15 protein-coding genes are annotated in these 15,642 nt (G+C 70.8%); 10 read left to right on the top strand and 5 right to left on the bottom strand.

Features of this window, described 5'->3' with window-relative positions:
* Together Q0W60_RS15865 and Q0W60_RS15860 are read left to right on the top strand one after the other, a co-directional pair.
* Window positions 1–1,595, top strand: a 1,595-nt coding sequence (locus tag Q0W60_RS15865; RefSeq protein ID WP_297697054.1) for a DNA topoisomerase, incomplete at its 5' end; no start/stop codon positions are given.
* Window positions 1,596–1,601: 6 nt separating this feature from the next.
* Complete coding sequence (locus Q0W60_RS15860) at window positions 1,602–2,402, top strand: alpha/beta hydrolase (protein WP_297697053.1); 801 nt, start codon at window positions 1,602–1,604, stop codon at window positions 2,400–2,402.
* 20 nt (window positions 2,403–2,422) lie between these two features.
* On the opposite strand, the gene Q0W60_RS15855 is transcribed toward Q0W60_RS15860, so the two are convergent.
* Window positions 2,423–3,583 carry an iron-containing alcohol dehydrogenase gene (locus Q0W60_RS15855; protein WP_297697052.1) on the bottom strand — a complete coding sequence of 387 codons (1,161 nt, stop codon included), beginning with the start codon at window positions 3,581–3,583 and terminating at the stop codon, window positions 2,423–2,425.
* Window positions 3,584–3,655: 72 nt separating this feature from the next.
* On the opposite strand from Q0W60_RS15855, the gene rnr reads away from it, so the two are divergent.
* Window positions 3,656–5,956 (top strand): ribonuclease R, encoded by a 2,301-nt coding sequence (gene rnr / locus Q0W60_RS15850; RefSeq protein ID WP_297697051.1) that lies wholly within the window; start codon window positions 3,656–3,658, stop codon window positions 5,954–5,956.
* Here rnr and Q0W60_RS15845 read toward each other — a convergent pair.
* Complete coding sequence (locus Q0W60_RS15845; RefSeq protein ID WP_297697050.1) at window positions 5,953–6,603, bottom strand: TMEM175 family protein; 651 nt, start codon at window positions 6,601–6,603, stop codon at window positions 5,953–5,955. The two genes, rnr and Q0W60_RS15845, sit on opposite strands and share 4 nt — an antisense overlap.
* Before the next feature lie 165 nt (window positions 6,604–6,768).
* Here Q0W60_RS15845 and Q0W60_RS15840 point away from each other — a divergent pair, with 165 nt between their 5' ends.
* Together Q0W60_RS15840 and rpmG are read left to right on the top strand one after the other, a co-directional pair.
* Entirely contained in the window at window positions 6,769–7,413 is a 645-nt protein-coding gene (locus Q0W60_RS15840; protein WP_366075867.1) for an NUDIX hydrolase, read from the top strand.
* Between the two features lie 99 nt (window positions 7,414–7,512).
* On the top strand, window positions 7,513–7,680 hold the full coding sequence (rpmG, locus tag Q0W60_RS15835; protein ID WP_297697048.1) for a 50S ribosomal protein L33: 168 nt from the start codon (window positions 7,513–7,515) through the stop codon (window positions 7,678–7,680).
* 59 nt (window positions 7,681–7,739) lie between these two features.
* On the opposite strand, the gene Q0W60_RS15830 is transcribed toward rpmG, so the two are convergent.
* Window positions 7,740–9,104 (bottom strand): PleD family two-component system response regulator, encoded by a 1,365-nt coding sequence (locus tag Q0W60_RS15830; RefSeq protein WP_297697047.1) that lies wholly within the window; start codon window positions 9,102–9,104, stop codon window positions 7,740–7,742.
* Window positions 9,105–9,108: 4 nt separating this feature from the next.
* The gene (locus Q0W60_RS15825) at window positions 9,109–9,474 is read right to left on the bottom strand and encodes a response regulator (RefSeq protein WP_297697046.1); all 366 of its coding nucleotides are present in this window, start codon (window positions 9,472–9,474) and stop codon (window positions 9,109–9,111) included.
* A 182-nt stretch (window positions 9,475–9,656) separates the two neighbouring features.
* On the opposite strand from Q0W60_RS15825, the gene Q0W60_RS15820 reads away from it, so the two are divergent.
* Window positions 9,657–10,247: a hypothetical protein gene (locus Q0W60_RS15820; protein ID WP_297697045.1), complete on the top strand. Its 591-nt coding sequence runs from the start codon at window positions 9,657–9,659 to the stop codon at window positions 10,245–10,247.
* Here the strand turns inward: Q0W60_RS15820 and Q0W60_RS15815 are convergent.
* Window positions 10,244–11,701: a hypothetical protein gene (locus Q0W60_RS15815; RefSeq protein WP_297697044.1), complete on the bottom strand. Its 1,458-nt coding sequence runs from the start codon at window positions 11,699–11,701 to the stop codon at window positions 10,244–10,246. The genes Q0W60_RS15820 and Q0W60_RS15815 overlap by 4 nt on opposite strands.
* A gap of 64 nt (window positions 11,702–11,765) precedes the next feature.
* Here Q0W60_RS15815 and Q0W60_RS15810 point away from each other — a divergent pair, with 64 nt between their 5' ends.
* From Q0W60_RS15810 to Q0W60_RS15795, 4 genes are all read left to right on the top strand, one after another.
* On the top strand, window positions 11,766–12,659 hold the full coding sequence (locus tag Q0W60_RS15810) for an ROK family protein (RefSeq protein ID WP_297697043.1): 894 nt from the start codon (window positions 11,766–11,768) through the stop codon (window positions 12,657–12,659).
* Entirely contained in the window at window positions 12,656–13,927 is a 1,272-nt protein-coding gene (locus tag Q0W60_RS15805) for a DNA polymerase IV (RefSeq protein WP_297697055.1), read from the top strand. The genes Q0W60_RS15810 and Q0W60_RS15805 overlap by 4 nt, the downstream gene beginning before the upstream one ends.
* A gap of 150 nt (window positions 13,928–14,077) precedes the next feature.
* Entirely contained in the window at window positions 14,078–14,407 is a 330-nt protein-coding gene (gene clpS / locus Q0W60_RS15800; RefSeq protein ID WP_297697042.1) for an ATP-dependent Clp protease adapter ClpS, read from the top strand.
* Window positions 14,408–14,413: 6 nt separating this feature from the next.
* Window positions 14,414–15,642: AAA family ATPase (locus tag Q0W60_RS15795; RefSeq protein ID WP_297697041.1), on the top strand; the 1,229-nt coding region annotated here is incomplete at its 3' end.

The following is a 15,642-nucleotide window of genomic DNA, read 5'->3' as shown; positions in this document are numbered from 1 at the left end:
GCCAGGTGATCGGCGGTCTTTACGGCCGCGACTACGTCCCGGAGAAGCCGCGCTTCTATTCGACCAAGGCCAAGAACGCCCAGGAAGCGCACGAGGCGATCCGCCCGACCAGCCTCGCCCGCAACCCCGGGCGCCTGCGGCTCGAGGGCGACCTCGGCCGGCTCTACGAGCTGATCTGGAAGCGGATGATCGCCTCGCAGATGGAATCCGCCCGCATCGAGCGGACCACCATCGATCTGGAGGGCGCCGACGGCCGCACCGGCCTGCGCGCCACGGGCCAGGTGGTCACCTTTGACGGCTACCTCGCGGTCTATGAGGAAGGCCGCGACGATCCCGAGGACGAGGAAGGCGGCCGGCTGCCGCAGGTGCGCGAAGGGGCCGACGCCCGCGTCCTGGCCGCGCGCGCCGACCAGCATTTCACCGAGCCGCCGCCGCGCTACTCCGAAGCGAGCCTGGTCAAGAAGATGGAGGAGCTCGGGATCGGCCGGCCGTCCACCTACGCCTCGATCCTGGAGCGGCTGCGCGACCGCAACTACGTGCGCATGGATAAGAACCGCTTCGTGCCCGAGGACCAGGGCCGGCTGGTGACCGTCTTCCTGGAGGAATTCTTCGGCCGGTACGTCGAATACGACTTCACCGCCGACCTGGAGGAGAAGCTCGACCTCGTCTCGGCCGGCGAACTCGACTGGAAGGCGCTGCTGCGCGAGTTCTGGGCCGAGTTCAGCGCCCGGGTCGGCGAGATGGGCGAACTGCGCACACGCGACGTGCTGGACGCGCTCGACGCGGTTCTCGGGCCCTACCTCTTCCCGCCGAAGCCGGACGGCTCGGATACGCGCGCCTGCCCGCTTTGCGGAACCGGGCGGCTCGGCCTGAAGATGAGCCGGTCCAATCCCTTCATCGGCTGCTCCAATTACCCCGAGTGCCGCTACACCCGACCGTTCGGCGTCCCGGGCGAGGAGGGGCCCAATCCCGACGAGCGCGAGCTCGGCCTCGACCCGGAGACCGGCCTGACCGTCTTCCTGAAAGCCGGGAGGTTCGGTCCCTATGTGCAGCTCGGCGATGGCGAGAAGCCCAAGCGCGCGTCGCTGCCGAAGGGCTGGAGCCCGGCCGCGATGGACCTCGAGAAGGCGCTCCGGCTCCTCAGGCTGCCACGCGAGGTCGGGCCGCACCCGGAAGACGGGCAGATGATCCTGGCCGGCATCGGCCGCTATGGGCCGTTCGTGCAGCACAACGGCGCGTACGCGAACCTTTCCGGCGTCGACGAGGTGTTCGAGGTCGGCGTCAACCGCGCGGTCGCCCTGCTGGCCGAGAAGCGCGGAGCGGCGGCCGCCCGGCGCGGCGGCGAGCCGACCGCGCTGAAGGAGCTCGGCCCCCACCCCGCCGACGGCCAGCCGGTGCGGGTGCTGGCGGGCCGCTACGGGCCCTACGTGAAGCATGGCGCGACCAACGCCACCATCGCGCGCGGGACCGATCCTCACGGCCTCAGCCTGGACGACGCCGTCAAGCTGATCGCCGAGCGGGAGGCCAAGGGTCCGGCGAAGAAGGGCGGCCGCGGCGGCGCTCGCGGGCGCAAGCGGGCGAAGGCGGAGGCGTAACCGCTCATGCCGCGGACGCGAGCCAACGGGATCGAGGTCTATTTCGAACGGGCCGGCTCGGGCCCGCCGCTGCTGTTCATCTCCGGCACCGGCGGCGACCTGCGCAACAAGCCCAATGTCTTCGATGGGCCGCTGCCGAAGTCCTTCGAGGTGCTGGCCTACGACCAGCGGGGCCTGGGCCGCACGGAGAAGCCCGATCTCGCCTATTCCATGGCCCATTATGCCGACGACGCCGCGGGGCTGATGGAAAGCCAGGGCTGGGACCAGGCTTCGGTCATCGGCGTCTCGTTCGGCGGCATGGTCGCCCAGGAGCTGGCGCTCAGGCATCCGGACCGCGTGAGGCGGCTGGTGCTCGCCTGCACCTCGCCGGGCGGGGCCGGCGGCGCCTCCTTCCCGTTCCACGAGATCGAGCATCTCAAGGGCGAGGCCCGCGCCCGCCACCTGATCCCGATCTCCGACACGCGTCGCTCCGACGAATGGGCCATGGCGCATCCCGAGACCTACGCCCAGCTGGTGGAGATGGGCAGCGCCGCCCCGTTCGCCGACGAGCCCGGCCACGCCATGGGCGCGCACCGCCAGCTCGAGGCCCGCGCCGCCCATGACACCTGGGAACGCCTGCCGCAGATCCGCTGCCCGGTGCTGATCGCCGCCGGCCGTTACGACGGCATCGCCCTGCCGGAGACGCAGGAACGGATGGCCGGGCGCATCCCCGGCGCCCAGCTCAGGCTCTTCGAGGGCGGCCATCTGTTCATGATCCAGGACCGCACGGCGATCCCGGCCATGGCCGAGTTCCTGCTGGGCGGCTGAGGCTCGTTCCGGGGGGAAGGTCAGCCGGCGGCGAGCTCGAGGATCTCGACGATGTCCTCCGGGCCCTTGATGGGTCGCGGATTCGCCCGCACGCCGGCGTCGTGCATGGTGTGCTCGGCGATCGCCTGGAACTTGTCGGGCGTGATGCCGACGCTCTTCAGATCGGTGGGAAGCCCGAGCCCCTGGGCCAGACGGCGCACGGCCGCCGCGGCGGAGAGCCCGCCGGCCCCCATCAGCTCGGCGACCAGCGCCTGCCGCTCGGTTCCGGCCGCCTCGTTCCACGCGAGCACCGCCGGCAGCGCGACGCAGCTGGTGATCCCGTGCGGGACGCCGTAGCTGCCGCCCAGGGTATGGCCGATCGCGTGGCTCGCGCCCATGCCGCGGCCGGCGCCGGCCCCGCTGATCGCCAGCCACATGCCGAACTGGCATTCCTGGCGTGCGTCGAGGTCGGCGGGATCGGCCTTGCTGGCGGCCAGGCCGGCGGCCAGGCGCCTCAGGCCATCCGCGGCGAGCGCGTCGGCATAGGGCGCGCGGATCGGATTGCAGAGCTGCTCGACGGCGTGGTCGACCGCCTTCAGGCCGGTGGAGAACCACAGGGCCTCCGGCGTGGCGAGCGTCATGGCCGGATCCAGGATCACCGCCCGCGGCGCGAGCAGCGGATGGGTGTAGCCCTCCTTGGCGCGCTTGGCGGTGTCGGTGACGCCGGCGAAGGCCGTGAACTCGGCGGCGGAGAGGGTCGTGGGGATCGCGACCATGCGCACGCCGGGCGGGATCTTGGCGACGTCGACACGGTCCGGCCCGCGGCCCGCGCGGTAGGGATCGAGCTCGTCGGGCCGGCCCAGTCCGGCCCAGAGCGCCAGCTGCATGACCTTGGTGGCGTCGATCACCGAGCCGCCGCCCAGCGCCACCAGCAGGTCCGCCCGCCGCCGCCGGGCGGCCTCGGCCCCGGCCACCACCGATTGCCGCGGCGAGTGGGCCGGAACGCCGGCGACGATGCCGACGCAGAGCTCGCCCAGCTCCTTGGCGAGCTGCGCGGCGAGGCTCTCTCCCAGCGAGCGAGGGGTGGTGATCAAGAGCCGCACCAGGCCCGCGGCGGCGGCGAACTCGCGCAGCGCCTCGGCGGCCGGTCGGCCGTAGGCGACGACATCCTGGCGGGGGAAGCGGTGGGCGCCGATCAGCATGGGAACCTCGTGGCGGACGGCGGAAGCGGCGGCTAAGGAACCGCGTTCAAAGGTGCTAAGCAACGCCTGTCGATGGCCAGGTCCCCAAAAGCCCGTCCGCCGCAGGGCCTTCCCGATCGGGAGACCCTGGTCGCCTATCTGCGCGAGCACGGCGAGGCCGATCGCAGCGCGATCGCGCGCGCCTTCGGCCTGAAGGGCGCCGACCGGCGGGCGCTGCGCGAGATGTTGCGCGACCTGCAGGGCGAGGGCGCGCTCGGCCGCCGCGGCCGCAAGGGCTTCGCCGAGCGCGGGGCTCTTCCCGAGGTGGGCGTCGTCAATGTGGCCGAACGCGACCCGGACGGCGACCTCCTGGTCAGGCTGACCAAGGCCGAGGACGCCCCGCTCGTGGCGCTTGCGCCCGACCGCAAGGGGGAGGCCGGCCAGGCGCCGGGACTGGGCGACCGGCTGCTCGTCCGCTTCGTCCGGCTGGAGAGCGGCGAGGTCGAGGCCCGGCTGATCAAGCGGCTGGGCCAGAGCGCGCATCGCGTGCTTGGCGTCGTGCGCAGGGGCCGCGGCGAGATCCGCGTCGAGCCGGTCGACCGCCGGGCCAAGGAGACCCTGGTTCTCGATCCGGCCGAAGGCGGCGCACTGCGCGATGGCGATCTCGTGGTCGCCCAGGTCGGCGCATCGCTGGCGCGCTACGGCCCGCACCGCGGCAAGCTGCTGGAGGTGGTCGGTCGCGAGGACGAACCTCGCGCCGCCTCGCTGATCGCCATCCACACCCACGGGATCCCGACCGGCTTCTCGGCCGCCGCCATCGCCGAAGCGGAAGCCGCCCAGCCGCCGGGGCTCTCGGGCCGCGAGGACCTGCGCCAGGTTCCGCTGATCACCATCGATCCGGCCGACGCCCGCGACCACGACGACGCCGTCCATGCCGAGCCGGACACCGATCCCAAAAACCCCGGCGGGTGGATCGTCTGGGTCGCGATCGCCGACGTGGCGGCCTACGTGCGGCCGGACTCGGCGCTGGACCGCGAGGCGCGCGAGAAAGGCAACTCGGTCTATTTCCCCGACCGCGTCGAGCCGATGCTCCCCGAACGGCTCTCCAACGGACTCTGCTCGCTGCGCGAAGGCGAGGCTCGGGCGTGCCTCACGGTGCGGATGGTGTTCGGCGCCGACGGGCGCAAGCGGTCGCACCGTTTCCACCGCGGCCTGATGCGCTCGGCCGCCAAGCTCTCCTACGAGCAGGCGCAGGCGGCGATCGAGGGCGTCACGGACGACAAGACCATGCCGCTCCTGCAGCCCGTCCTGCAGCCGCTGTGGGCGGCCTACGCCTGCCTGAAGAAGGGCCGCGATATCCGCTCCCCGCTCGCCATCGAGAGCCTGGAGCGGAAGATCCACATGGACGAGATGGGCCGCATCGTCTCGATCATCCCGCGCAGCTCGCTCGAGGCGCACCGGCTGATCGAGGAGTTCATGATCCAGGCCAACGTCTGCGCCGCCGAGACGCTCGAGGCCAGGCGAACGCCGTTGATCTACCGGATCCACGATGCGCCCAGCCCGGAGAAGCTGCAGGCGCTGGTGGACTTCCTCGACACTCTCGGCATCCCCTGGACCAAGGGCGAGGCGCCCAGGACCAGCCGCTTCAACCAGTTGCTCGACCAGACCCGCGACACGCCCAACGCCGAGATCGTCAACGAGGTGGTGCTGCGCACCCAGATGCAGGCGATCTACGCGGCCGAGAACATCGGCCACTACGGCCTGAACCTCGCCCGCTACGCGCACTTCACCTCGCCGATCCGCCGGTATGCGGACCTGATCGTCCATCGGGCGCTGATTCGGGCGCTCGGGCTGGGCGACGACGGCCTGACCGACCGCGACGCCGCCGCGCTCAAGGAGACGGCGGAGAAGATCACCTTCGCCGAGCGGCGGGCGATGGCCGCCGAGCGCGACGCGACCGACCGCTATGTCGCCGCCTTCCTGTCCGACCTGGTCGGCGCGGAGTTCGCGGGCAAGATCACCGGGGTGACCCGCTTCGGCCTGTTCGTGCGGCTGGGCGACACCGGGGCCGACGGCCTCGTGCCGGTCTCCAGCCTGGGCGGCGAGTACTTCGTGCACGACGACCGGGCGCACGCGCTGGTGGGCGAGCGGACGGGCGCGCGGTGGCCGCTCGGCATGAGCGTGCGCGTGCGGCTCAGGGAGGCGACGCCGATCACCGGCGGGCTGTTGTTCGAGATGCTGAGCGAGCCTGCGCCGGCCGACAGCTCGGCGCCGCGACCGAGGCTCGGGGTGCGGGCCCGCGGCGAGCGGCGGCCGGGCGGCGGCCATCGTCCGGGCAAGTCCGGCCGGCCCAAGAACATCCGGACCGGCCGCAAGGGCGGGCCGCGGCGCTAGGCGGTCTCGGCGGCGGGTTTCATCGTCCGCTCGATGACCAGGACGATCGCCGGGATCAGGACCCAGCAGAATTCCGCCGGCCGCAAGGCGCCCGTCGTCGCCACTGCCAGGAGGCCGATGGCGAAGGCGATCCCGGGGCTCGCGGCCCGCATCGCCCGATAGAGCCGCTCGCGCCGGGTCGCCCCGCCGACCAGCATGCCGCCCTTGCGGAACACCACCAGCACCAGGGCGACGTTGGCCGCCGAGATCAGCACCAGCAGGCCGCAGTAGAAGCCCCAGATGAACGGCTCGTCGAAGCTGCGGCCGATCCAGCCGGTGGCGAACGGGATCAGGCAGACCGGGAACAGGAAGACCAGGTTGACGATGGCGCTCGGCCAGTCGAAGCGCAGCAGCCGGCGCATGGTGTTGAGGTGCGCGATCCAGAAGACGCTGATCACGGCGAAGCTCAGCGCCAGCGCGAACAGGTGGCTGCCCATGCCCTGCATGTGCGTCGGATCGCCGGGCGGGTTGTTGAACGGCGGCGGCTTCATGTCGAGCACCATCAGGGTCAGGACGATCGCGAACACCGCGTCGGTGAAGAACAGCATCCGGTGCAGGAGCCGCTCGTTCAGCGTCTCGTGCGCGGTTCCGACCGGGCCTTTCGCCATGGTCCCCTCCCCGAACCTCCGCGGCATTAGCGCGCCGGATCGCGGCTTCCGCAAGGACAGGGTTTCCACCGCGGCGGGCCAAGTCATACAGTTGTTCGCATGAGCGAAGCGCCCGCCGAACCGCGAAAGCCCGAGGGTCCGCCCCGCATCCCCGGGACGCGGGCCGTGCGTCCCAAGAACGCCGCCACCGTGATGATCATCCGCCGCGACGGGCCCAAGCCCCGCGTGCTGATGGGTCGCCGGCACGGGGGCCATTCCTTCATGCCGGACCGCTGGGTGTTCCCCGGCGGGCGCATCGACCGGGCCGACTATCACGCCCCCTACGCCAACGATCTGCGGGCTGACGTGGCGGCGGTGTTCGACGCCTACCTGAAGCCCGGACGCGGGCGCGCCCTGGCGCTGGCGGCGATCCGCGAGACCTGGGAGGAGGCGGGCCTGCTGCTCGCCCGCCCCGGCCCGGCGCGTCCGTCCGCCGGCCCCTGGCGCAGCTTCGTGGAGCAGGGCGCCCTGCCCGACCTCGAGGCGCTCGACGTGGTCGCCCGCGCGATCACCCCGCCGATGGTCGGCAAGCGCTTCGACACCTGGTTCCTGGTCGCCGACGCGGAGCGGCTGATGAGCCTGGAGCGCCAGCCCGACTGCGGCGAGCTGGAAGAGATCGCCTGGGTGGATTTCGACGAGGCGCAGGCCCTGCCGCTCCCCAGCGTCACCCGCATGATGATCAAGGAGAGCGTCGAGCGGATGAAGGATCCCGCCCGGCCCAAGCCCTTCCTGCGCTTCAGGGCCGGCGGGATGCGCCCGGCGCACCTCTGAACCCTGCGACATTGACTTTGGGGCGCGGCTCCGTATTTTCCGCGCCTCTTCCGAACACCCGCCGGCGGCTCAGCCCCGCCGGCCCGCCCGAGGACGTCCATGGCGAAGCCCGCCTCCATCAAGATCCGCCTGAACTCCTCGGCCGACACCGGCTACTTCTACGTGACCAAGAAGAACGCGCGGACCAAGACCGATAAGCTGGTGCTGAAGAAGTACGATCCGGTCGCGCGCAAGCACGTCGAATTCCGCGAGGGCAAGATCAAATAATCGGGCGAACCGGCTGTTTCCATTGAAAACGCCCGGCCGCTGGTCGGGCGTTTTACGTATCAGGCCGCCCGCGCGATCACCCGGTTGCGGCCGGCCGACTTGGCTTCGTACATCGCCTCGTCCGCCCGGCGCAGCAGGGCCTGGGGCGTGTCCTCCCCGCTGAGGCTCGCGGCGACCCCGATCGAGATCGTCACCGACAGCAGCTCCTGCCCGCCGAGCACGCGGAACGGCGAGCCGGCCACGTGCAGCCGGATCCGCTCGGCGATCCGGCGGGCGTCCTCCAGGAGGGTGTCGGGCATCACCACCACGAACTCCTCCCCGCCATAGCGCACCGGCAGGTCGATCGCCCGGACGTTGGAGGCGAGCCGGATCGCGAACTCGCGAAGCACTTCGTCGCCGACCTGGTGGCCGAAGCTGTCGTTGACCTTCTTGAAGTGGTCGATGTCGATGACCAGGCAGGCGAACGGCTCGCCGCCGGCGCCGGCGCGGCGACTGAGCGCGTCGAGCCGTCCCTCCATGTAGCGGCGGTTGTGCAGCCCGGTGAGCTGGTCGGTGACGGCGAGCTCCAGCGACTGGTCGAGGTTGTCGCGCAGGTAGTCGGTGTAGCGTTTGCGGCGGATCTGGGTGCGGACGCGCGCGGCGAGCTCCTGCGGGTCGATCGGCCTGGCCAGGATGTCGTTGGCGCCGATCTCCAGCGCCTTCACCACCCGCGGGCGGTCGTCGGAATCGATGATGGCGAGCACCGGGACGGTGCGGCTCGCCTCGTCCGAACGGAGCTGGGCCACCAGGCGAAGGCCGTCGAACGCCCTGGCGGAGGTGTTGACGATCACCAGGTCCACCCCGGCGCGGGCGGTTAGCAGGGCCTTCTCGGCGTCGGTCTCGGCGATCGGCCGGTGCTCGACGGCGAGCTCGGCGCAGATCCGCTGCGCCTGGCGCGGATGGTCGTCGACCACCAGGATGCGGCCGCCCGCGCCGCCGAGCCGGGCGTGCGCGCCGGCGATCACCCCCATGCGGCGGCCGGAGGCCTCGCGCTCGCGCAGCTCGTCGATCACCGCCTTCAGCCGCGTGAGGCTGCGCACACGCGCGAACAGCATCATGTCGTCGATCGGCTTGGTCAGGAACTCGTCGGCCCCGGCCTCCAGCCCCGCCACCCGGTCGGCGCGGCCGTCCAGGGCGGTCACCAGCACCACCGGGATGTGTCGCGTGGCGGGATCGTCCTTCAGCCGGCGGCAGACGGAGAAGCCGTCCATGCCCGGCATCATGACGTCGAGGAGCACGATATCCGGCTGTTCGGCCGCGGCCAGCGCCAGCGCCGTCGGCCCGTCGCCCGCGGTCAGGACCTCGTAATATTCGGCCGCCAGCTTGGCTTCGAGCAGCCGGACATTGGCTTCAATGTCATCGACGACCAGGATGCGGGCGGACATGGTCTCAGTCCAGCAGCCGGCGGATGGTGTCCAGGAAGTGGGAGACCGAGATCGGCTTGGAGATGTAGCCCTCGCAACCGCCCTCGCGGATGCGCTCCTCGTCGCCCTTCATGGCGAAGGCGGTGACCGCCACCACCGGGATGTGCGACAGGTCCTCGTCCTCTTTCAGCCACTTGGTGACCTCGAGCCCCGAGATCTCCGGCAGCTGGATGTCCATCAGGATCAGGTCGGGATGGTGCTCGCGGGCGAGCGCGAGCGCCTGGAGACCCTCGCGGGTCTGCAGGGTTTCGTACCCCTGAGCTTCGAGCAGATCATGAAAGAGCTTCATGTTCAGCTCGTTATCCTCGACGATGAGGACCTTCTTGGCCATTCGAGACCCGGCGCTGTTCTTGAGGCCGGTCCGCGTATTTTGCGGCCGCCCCCACCTTGGCGCATTCAGCACGCCCATATCCTTAAACTTCGTTAGCCGCACCCGGAGCGCCCTTGGTCGATCCTGCCGCCCTGTCCCCGCCACGCCTTGAAAACCTGGGACTTTCCCGGGAACGCCCGCTGGTGATCGTCGATGTCGACGAGGTGCTGGGCCTGTTCATGAAGGGCTTCGGCGGCTTCCTCGCCGAGCGTGGCTACGACTTCCGAATCGACCGTTTCGCGCTGTTCCAGAACATCTACGCCGCGGGCGCGGCCGAGCATCTGGACCTGGAGACCGGGCGGGCCTTGTTCAACGAGTTCTTCGCCGGCCATTGCGGGGAGATCGAGCCCGCGCCCGGGGCGATCGAGGCGCTGAACCGGCTCTCCCGCCGCGCGGAGATCCTGATCCTCTCCAACGCCCCGCCGCAGGCCGAGCAGCTCAGGGGCGCGTGGCTGAGGAAGCATGGCCTGTCGCATCCGCTGATCCTGAGCTCGGGACCGAAGGGGCCGATCACGGCGGGGCTGGTCGCCCAGACGCCGCAACGCACCGCCTTCGTGGACGACCTGCTGCCGAACCTCGATTCCGTGGCCGAGCATGCGCCGGGGACCGCCACCTACCAGCACGTCGCCGATGAGCGCCTGCGGCCGCTGGCCCCTTCCGCGCCCGAGCGGCACCCGCGCATCGACGACTGGGCCGAACTCGCCGCGGCGATCGAGCAGGCGGTCTCACGCTAGCGCGCGGGCGCGGTCTGGTCCTGGCGCACGAACACCGCCGCCCAGAAGTCGCCGTAGAGCTTCTTCCAGCCGGGCTTGGCTTCCATGGCGCGGGCCAAGGGCTCGCGGGGCGACAGCAGCATCCAGGCGAAGTGGTACTTGGCGATCGCCTGGTCGAGCTCGGGCTGGTCGCCGCGCATCAGGTGATTGTGCAGGCGCATGAAGTCGTCGCCGTACATGTCGGCGCGGCCGTCGATGAACGGCTTCAGCCCATGGAAGATCAGGTAGCCGCCGAAATCGTAGGTATTGAGCACCGGCTGGCTGAGGAGCTGGGCGGGCACATGCGCCATCGCCGACTTGGGCGTGACGAAGTCGTCGCCGCGCTGCGCCGGATAGACGAAGCGGATGCCGATCATCACCAGCGCCGCGAGCGCCAAGGCGGCGAGGCCGCCGGCGAGCCGGATCCTGGGCGGCGGCCGCTGGCCGAGCGCGCGGGCCAGAGGCTCGGCCAGGATGAGCGGCGCGGTCGCGCCCAGCACGATCTGGTAGCGCTGATGGATCAGCGTCAGATGCAGCAGCAGCAGGAGCAGCAGCAGGCGGAACGTCGGCACGCGGAGGCCGCGGGCGAAGCCCATGTAGAGCGCCGCGAGCAGCGCGAACTCCAGCGGCTGCGGCGTGCCGAAGCTCAGCGGCTTCCACTCGCCGATGTTGTAGAGCGTCTGCATCGACATGATGCGGATCGGGTAGACGAGGCCGAACACGCCGTGCGGCGTGGCGCAGGCGGCGACGAGCGTCGCCACCCCGAACAGCGCCCAGTCCCGCAGGGTCTTCCAGCGGTCGAGCGCCGGATCGAACAGCGCCTCCAGCCCGAAGACCCCCGCCAGTAGGAAGCCGAAGATGAAGCTGCCGTGCAGGTTGGCCCAGACGACCATCACAAGCGCCGCCCAGAGCGGCGGCGCCCGGCCCGCCTCCCGCGCGCGGATCATCAGCATCGTCCAGGCGACGAGCGGCGTCAGCGCCAGGAGGTGCGGCCGCGCCAGCAGTCCGCCGGTCATCGTCGAGAAGCTGAGCACCAGCAGGATCGGCAGCGTCAGGCCGGCGAGCCTGCGGGCGGCGGCATAGGCCATCAGGCCGGCGGTGGCCGCCGCCGAAAGGCTGAACAGCACCAGGATCCCGTTCCAGCCCGCCGCCGCGTACGCCAGCGCCATCAGGATCTCGGAACCCCACTCGTGGGTCATCCAGGGCTGGCCTAGGTGGGTGTAGGAGAAGACGTCGCGGCGCAGCACCTCGTGGTGCGCCAGCATCCAGCGGCCGGCGGCGATGTGCCAGTAGGTGTCGCCGTCGTTGAAGACGTCGTGGGAGAACATGACCACGCCGAAGGCCGCGGCGCAGGCGATCGCGAGGACGAGCGCCGACAAGTGCCGGTCGAACCAGCCCCGGGCTCCTGCGTCGTCGGGAATCGCTGCCGCGGTCATGCGGGCAAGCTAAGCTGCGCGGCGTCGCGAGGCACAGCGGAACAAATCAGGTATGTCAGGGCGCATGATCCGCATCGGGGTCGACTTCGGCGGCACCAAGATCGAGGCGGCGGCGCTGGACGCCGAGGGCCGCTTCCAGGCGCGCGTGCGCGGCCCCTCGCCCGCCGACTACCAGGACGGCCTCGAAGCGGTGAAGGCGCTGGTCGAGGAGACCGAGCGGCAGGCGGGCGGGCGGGCCGAGCGCATCGGCGTCGGCGGCCCGGGCTCGGCCTCGCCGGCGACCGGCCTGATGCGCGGCGCCAACTCCACCCAGCTCAACGGCCGGCCGTTTCCGCAGGACCTGGCGCGCACGCTGGGCCGAGCGGTCCGGTACGCCAACGACGCCAACTGCCTGGCGCTGTCGGAAGCGACCGACGGGGCTGCCGCGGGCGCCCGGGTGGTGTTCGCCGCGATCCTCGGCACCGGCGTGGGCGCCGGCCTCACGGTCGAGCGGCGACTGATCGAAGGCCGCAACGCCTTCGCGGGTGAATGGGGCCACATGCCCCTGCCCTGGCCGACCGCGGCGGAGCATCCCGGCCCGCTCTGCTGGTGCGGCAGGCGCGGCTGCCTTGAGCTGTTCGTCTCGGGCCCCGGCCTGGCGCTCGATTGCGGCGGGGCGGCGTCGGGCGAGGCCGTGATCGCCGCGGCGCGCGCGGGCGAGGCCCCGGCCACAGCGGCCTTCGAGCGCTACCTCGATCGCCTGGCCCGCGGCCTGGCCGTGGTCTGCGACATCCTCGATCCGGACATGATCGTCCTGGGCGGCGGGCTCTCCAACGTCGAAGAGCTCTATCCGGCCCTGCCGGGCGCGATCGCGCCGCATGTGTTCTCCGACGTCTTCGCGACGCCGGTGGTTAGGGCGCAGCACGGCGATTCCTCGGGCGTGCGCGGGGCGGCCTGGCTGTGGCCGATCGCCTCATGACCGCCTTCTGCCGCGACTGCTTCTGGAGCGGCGACGAGCCCGCCCGCCGCTGCCCGGGCTGCGCCTCGCCGCGCACGGTCGCCCATCCCGAGCTCGACCGGCTGGCCATCGCCCACATGGACTGCGACGCCTTCTACGCCTCGGTCGAGAAGCGCGACCGCCCGGAGCTGCGCGACCGGCCGGTGATCGTCGGCGGCGGCAAGCGCGGGGTGGTGACCACCTGCTGCTACATCGCCCGCATCTCCGGCGTGCGCTCGGCGATGCCGATGTTCAAGGCCCTGAGGGCCTGTCCGGAAGCCGTGGTCATCCGGCCGGATTTCGCCAAGTACCGCGCCGAGAGCCGCCGCATCCTGGGCCTCGCGGCCGAGCTCACCCCGCTGATCCAGCCGCTGTCGCTGGACGAGGCCTGGCTGGACCTTTCCGGCACCGAGCGGCTGCACGGCGCCTCGCCCGCCCTGACGCTCGCCCGGCTGCAGGCCCGGATCGAGGCCGGGACCGGCCTCACGGTCTCGATCGGGCTGGCGGCCAACAAGTTCCTGGCCAAGATCGCCTCCGATCTGGACAAGCCGCGCGGCTTCTCGGTGATCGGCCAGGCCGAGGCGCAGGCGTTCCTGGCGCCGCGCAAGGTCGCGATCCTGCCGGGCGTCGGCCCGGCCATGGCGGCCTCGCTCGAGCGGGCCGGCTATCGCACGGTGGGCGAACTCGCCCGCGCCGATCCGAAGGACCTCGCCGCGCACTGGGGCGCGCATGGGCTGCGGCTGGCTGAGCTCGCCGCCGGCCGCGACGCCCGCCCCGTCAATCCCAACGAGGCGCGCAAGGGGATCAGCGCCGAGACCACCTTCGAAACCGACCTCTCGGCGCGCTCCGACCTGGAGGACATGCTTGCGCCCCTCTGCGACAAGGTGGCCCGCCACGCCCGCGCCGACGGGCTCGCCGGACGGGTCGTGACCCTGAAGCTGCGCGCCGCCGACTTCCGGATCGTGACGCGCCGCCGCACGCTGCCGGCGCCCACCCAGACCGCCAGGACGCTGTTCGCGGTCGCCCGCGAGCTGTTGGCGAAGGAGGCGACCGGCCGGCCGTGGCGGCTGATCGGGGTCGGCGTCGCCGACCTCGTGGACGCGGAAGCCGCGGGGGCGGACTTCTTCGCCGACGAGCGCCGCGCCCTGGCCGGCGAGCGGTCCGTCGACGCGCTCAGGACGCGATTCGGCGCCGATGCGGTCACCTCCGGGCGCAGCCTGCGCCTGAAATCCGAGCGCAAGGAGCCATGAGCGTGGGCTTCGCCGCCTCACCGTGAAGCAAAACGCGCGCTTGGGCGGTTATCCGCAGCGGCCGTGACGATTCGGCTCTTCCATCGCCAAATGTTTTCCATATCTAATCGTCGAGGGCCGAAGTGCCGGCGGCGCCAGGAGATCCGTTCGATGGCCGAACGCAAACAAGGTGATGAGGCCACGGGCGTGCGGACGGCGGTGGTCACCCAGACCAAGCCGAAGACGCAGAAACCCTCGATGTATCGGGTGCTGCTCTTGAACGACGACTACACGCCTATGGAGTTCGTCGTGTATATTCTTGAGCAATTCTTCAATAAGTCGCGCGAAGATGCGACTCGCATCATGCTCCATGTGCACCAGCACGGCGTGGGGGTTTGCGGCGTGTACACGTACGAGGTGGCGGAAACAAAAGTCGCGCAGGTCGTTGATACCGCCAGGCGGCATCAGCATCCGCTGCAGTGCACCATGGAAAAGGATTAGCGGCACTTGCCTTCATTCTCGCGCCAGCTGGAAGAGTCGCTTCACCGCGCCGTCGCCTACGCCAACCAGCGCAAGCACGAATACGCGACGCTGGAACATCTGCTCCTCTCCCTTGTCGACGATGAAGACGCCGCCGCGGTGATGCGCGCCTGCGACGTCGACCTGGCGTCGCTGCGCACCACGCTCACCAACTACGTCGACAATGAGCTGCGCTCGCTGGTGGTGGACGACGGCGAGGACGCCAAGCCGACCGCCGGCTTCCAGCGGGTGATCCAGCGCGCGGTGATCCACGTGCAGTCCTCCGGCCGCGAGGAGGTGACTGGCGCCAACGTGCTGGTGGCCATCTTCTCCGAGCGGGAGAGCCACGCCGCCTACTTCCTGCAAGAGCAGGACATGACCCGCTACGACGCGGTCAACTACATCGCCCACGGCATCGCCAAGAAGGCCGGCGCCTCGGAAGCCAAGCCGGTCAAGGGCGCGGAGGACGAGGACAAGCCATCGGTCAAGACCGGCGGCGAGGCGCTTGAGGCCTACTGCATCAACCTCAACGAGAAGGCCAAGCAGGGCAAGGTCGACCCGCTGATCGGCCGCGCCAACGAGGTGGAGCGCTGCATCCAGATCCTCTGCCGGCGGACCAAGAACAACCCGCTGCTGGTGGGCGAGCCCGGCGTCGGCAAGACCGCGATCGCCGAGGGCCTGGCCCGCAAGATCGTCAACAGGCAGGTGCCCGACGTGCTGTCGGGCGCGACCATCTTCTCGCTCGACATGGGCGCATTGTTGGCCGGGACCCGCTACCGCGGCGACTTCGAGGAGCGCGTGAAGCAGGTCGTCAAGGAGCTGGAGAACCACCCCGACGCGATCCTGTTCATCGACGAGATCCACACGGTGATCGGCGCGGGCGCCACCTCCGGCGGCGCCATGGACGCCTCGAACCTGCTGAAGCCTGCGCTGGCCTCGGGCACGCTGCGCTGCATGGGCTCGACCACCTACAAGGAGTTCCGCCAGCACTTCGAGAAGGACCGGGCGCTGGTCCGGCGCTTCCAGAAGATCGACGTCAACGAGCCCACCATCGACGACACGATCAAGATCCTCAAAGGCCTCAAGACCTACTACGAGGAGTTCCACAAGCTCCGCTACACGAACGACGCCATCAAGGCGGCGGTGGAGCTTTCGGCCAAGTACATCAACGACCGCAAGCTGCCGGACAAGGCCATCGACATCATCGACGAGGCCGG

The organism is Phenylobacterium sp., assembly GCF_025934275.1.
In the GTDB taxonomy this organism is placed as follows: Bacteria; Pseudomonadota; Alphaproteobacteria; order Caulobacterales; family Caulobacteraceae; genus Phenylobacterium.
Note: the sequence above shows the minus strand (reverse complement) of the source record. Positions and strands in the feature narration are given on the sequence as shown.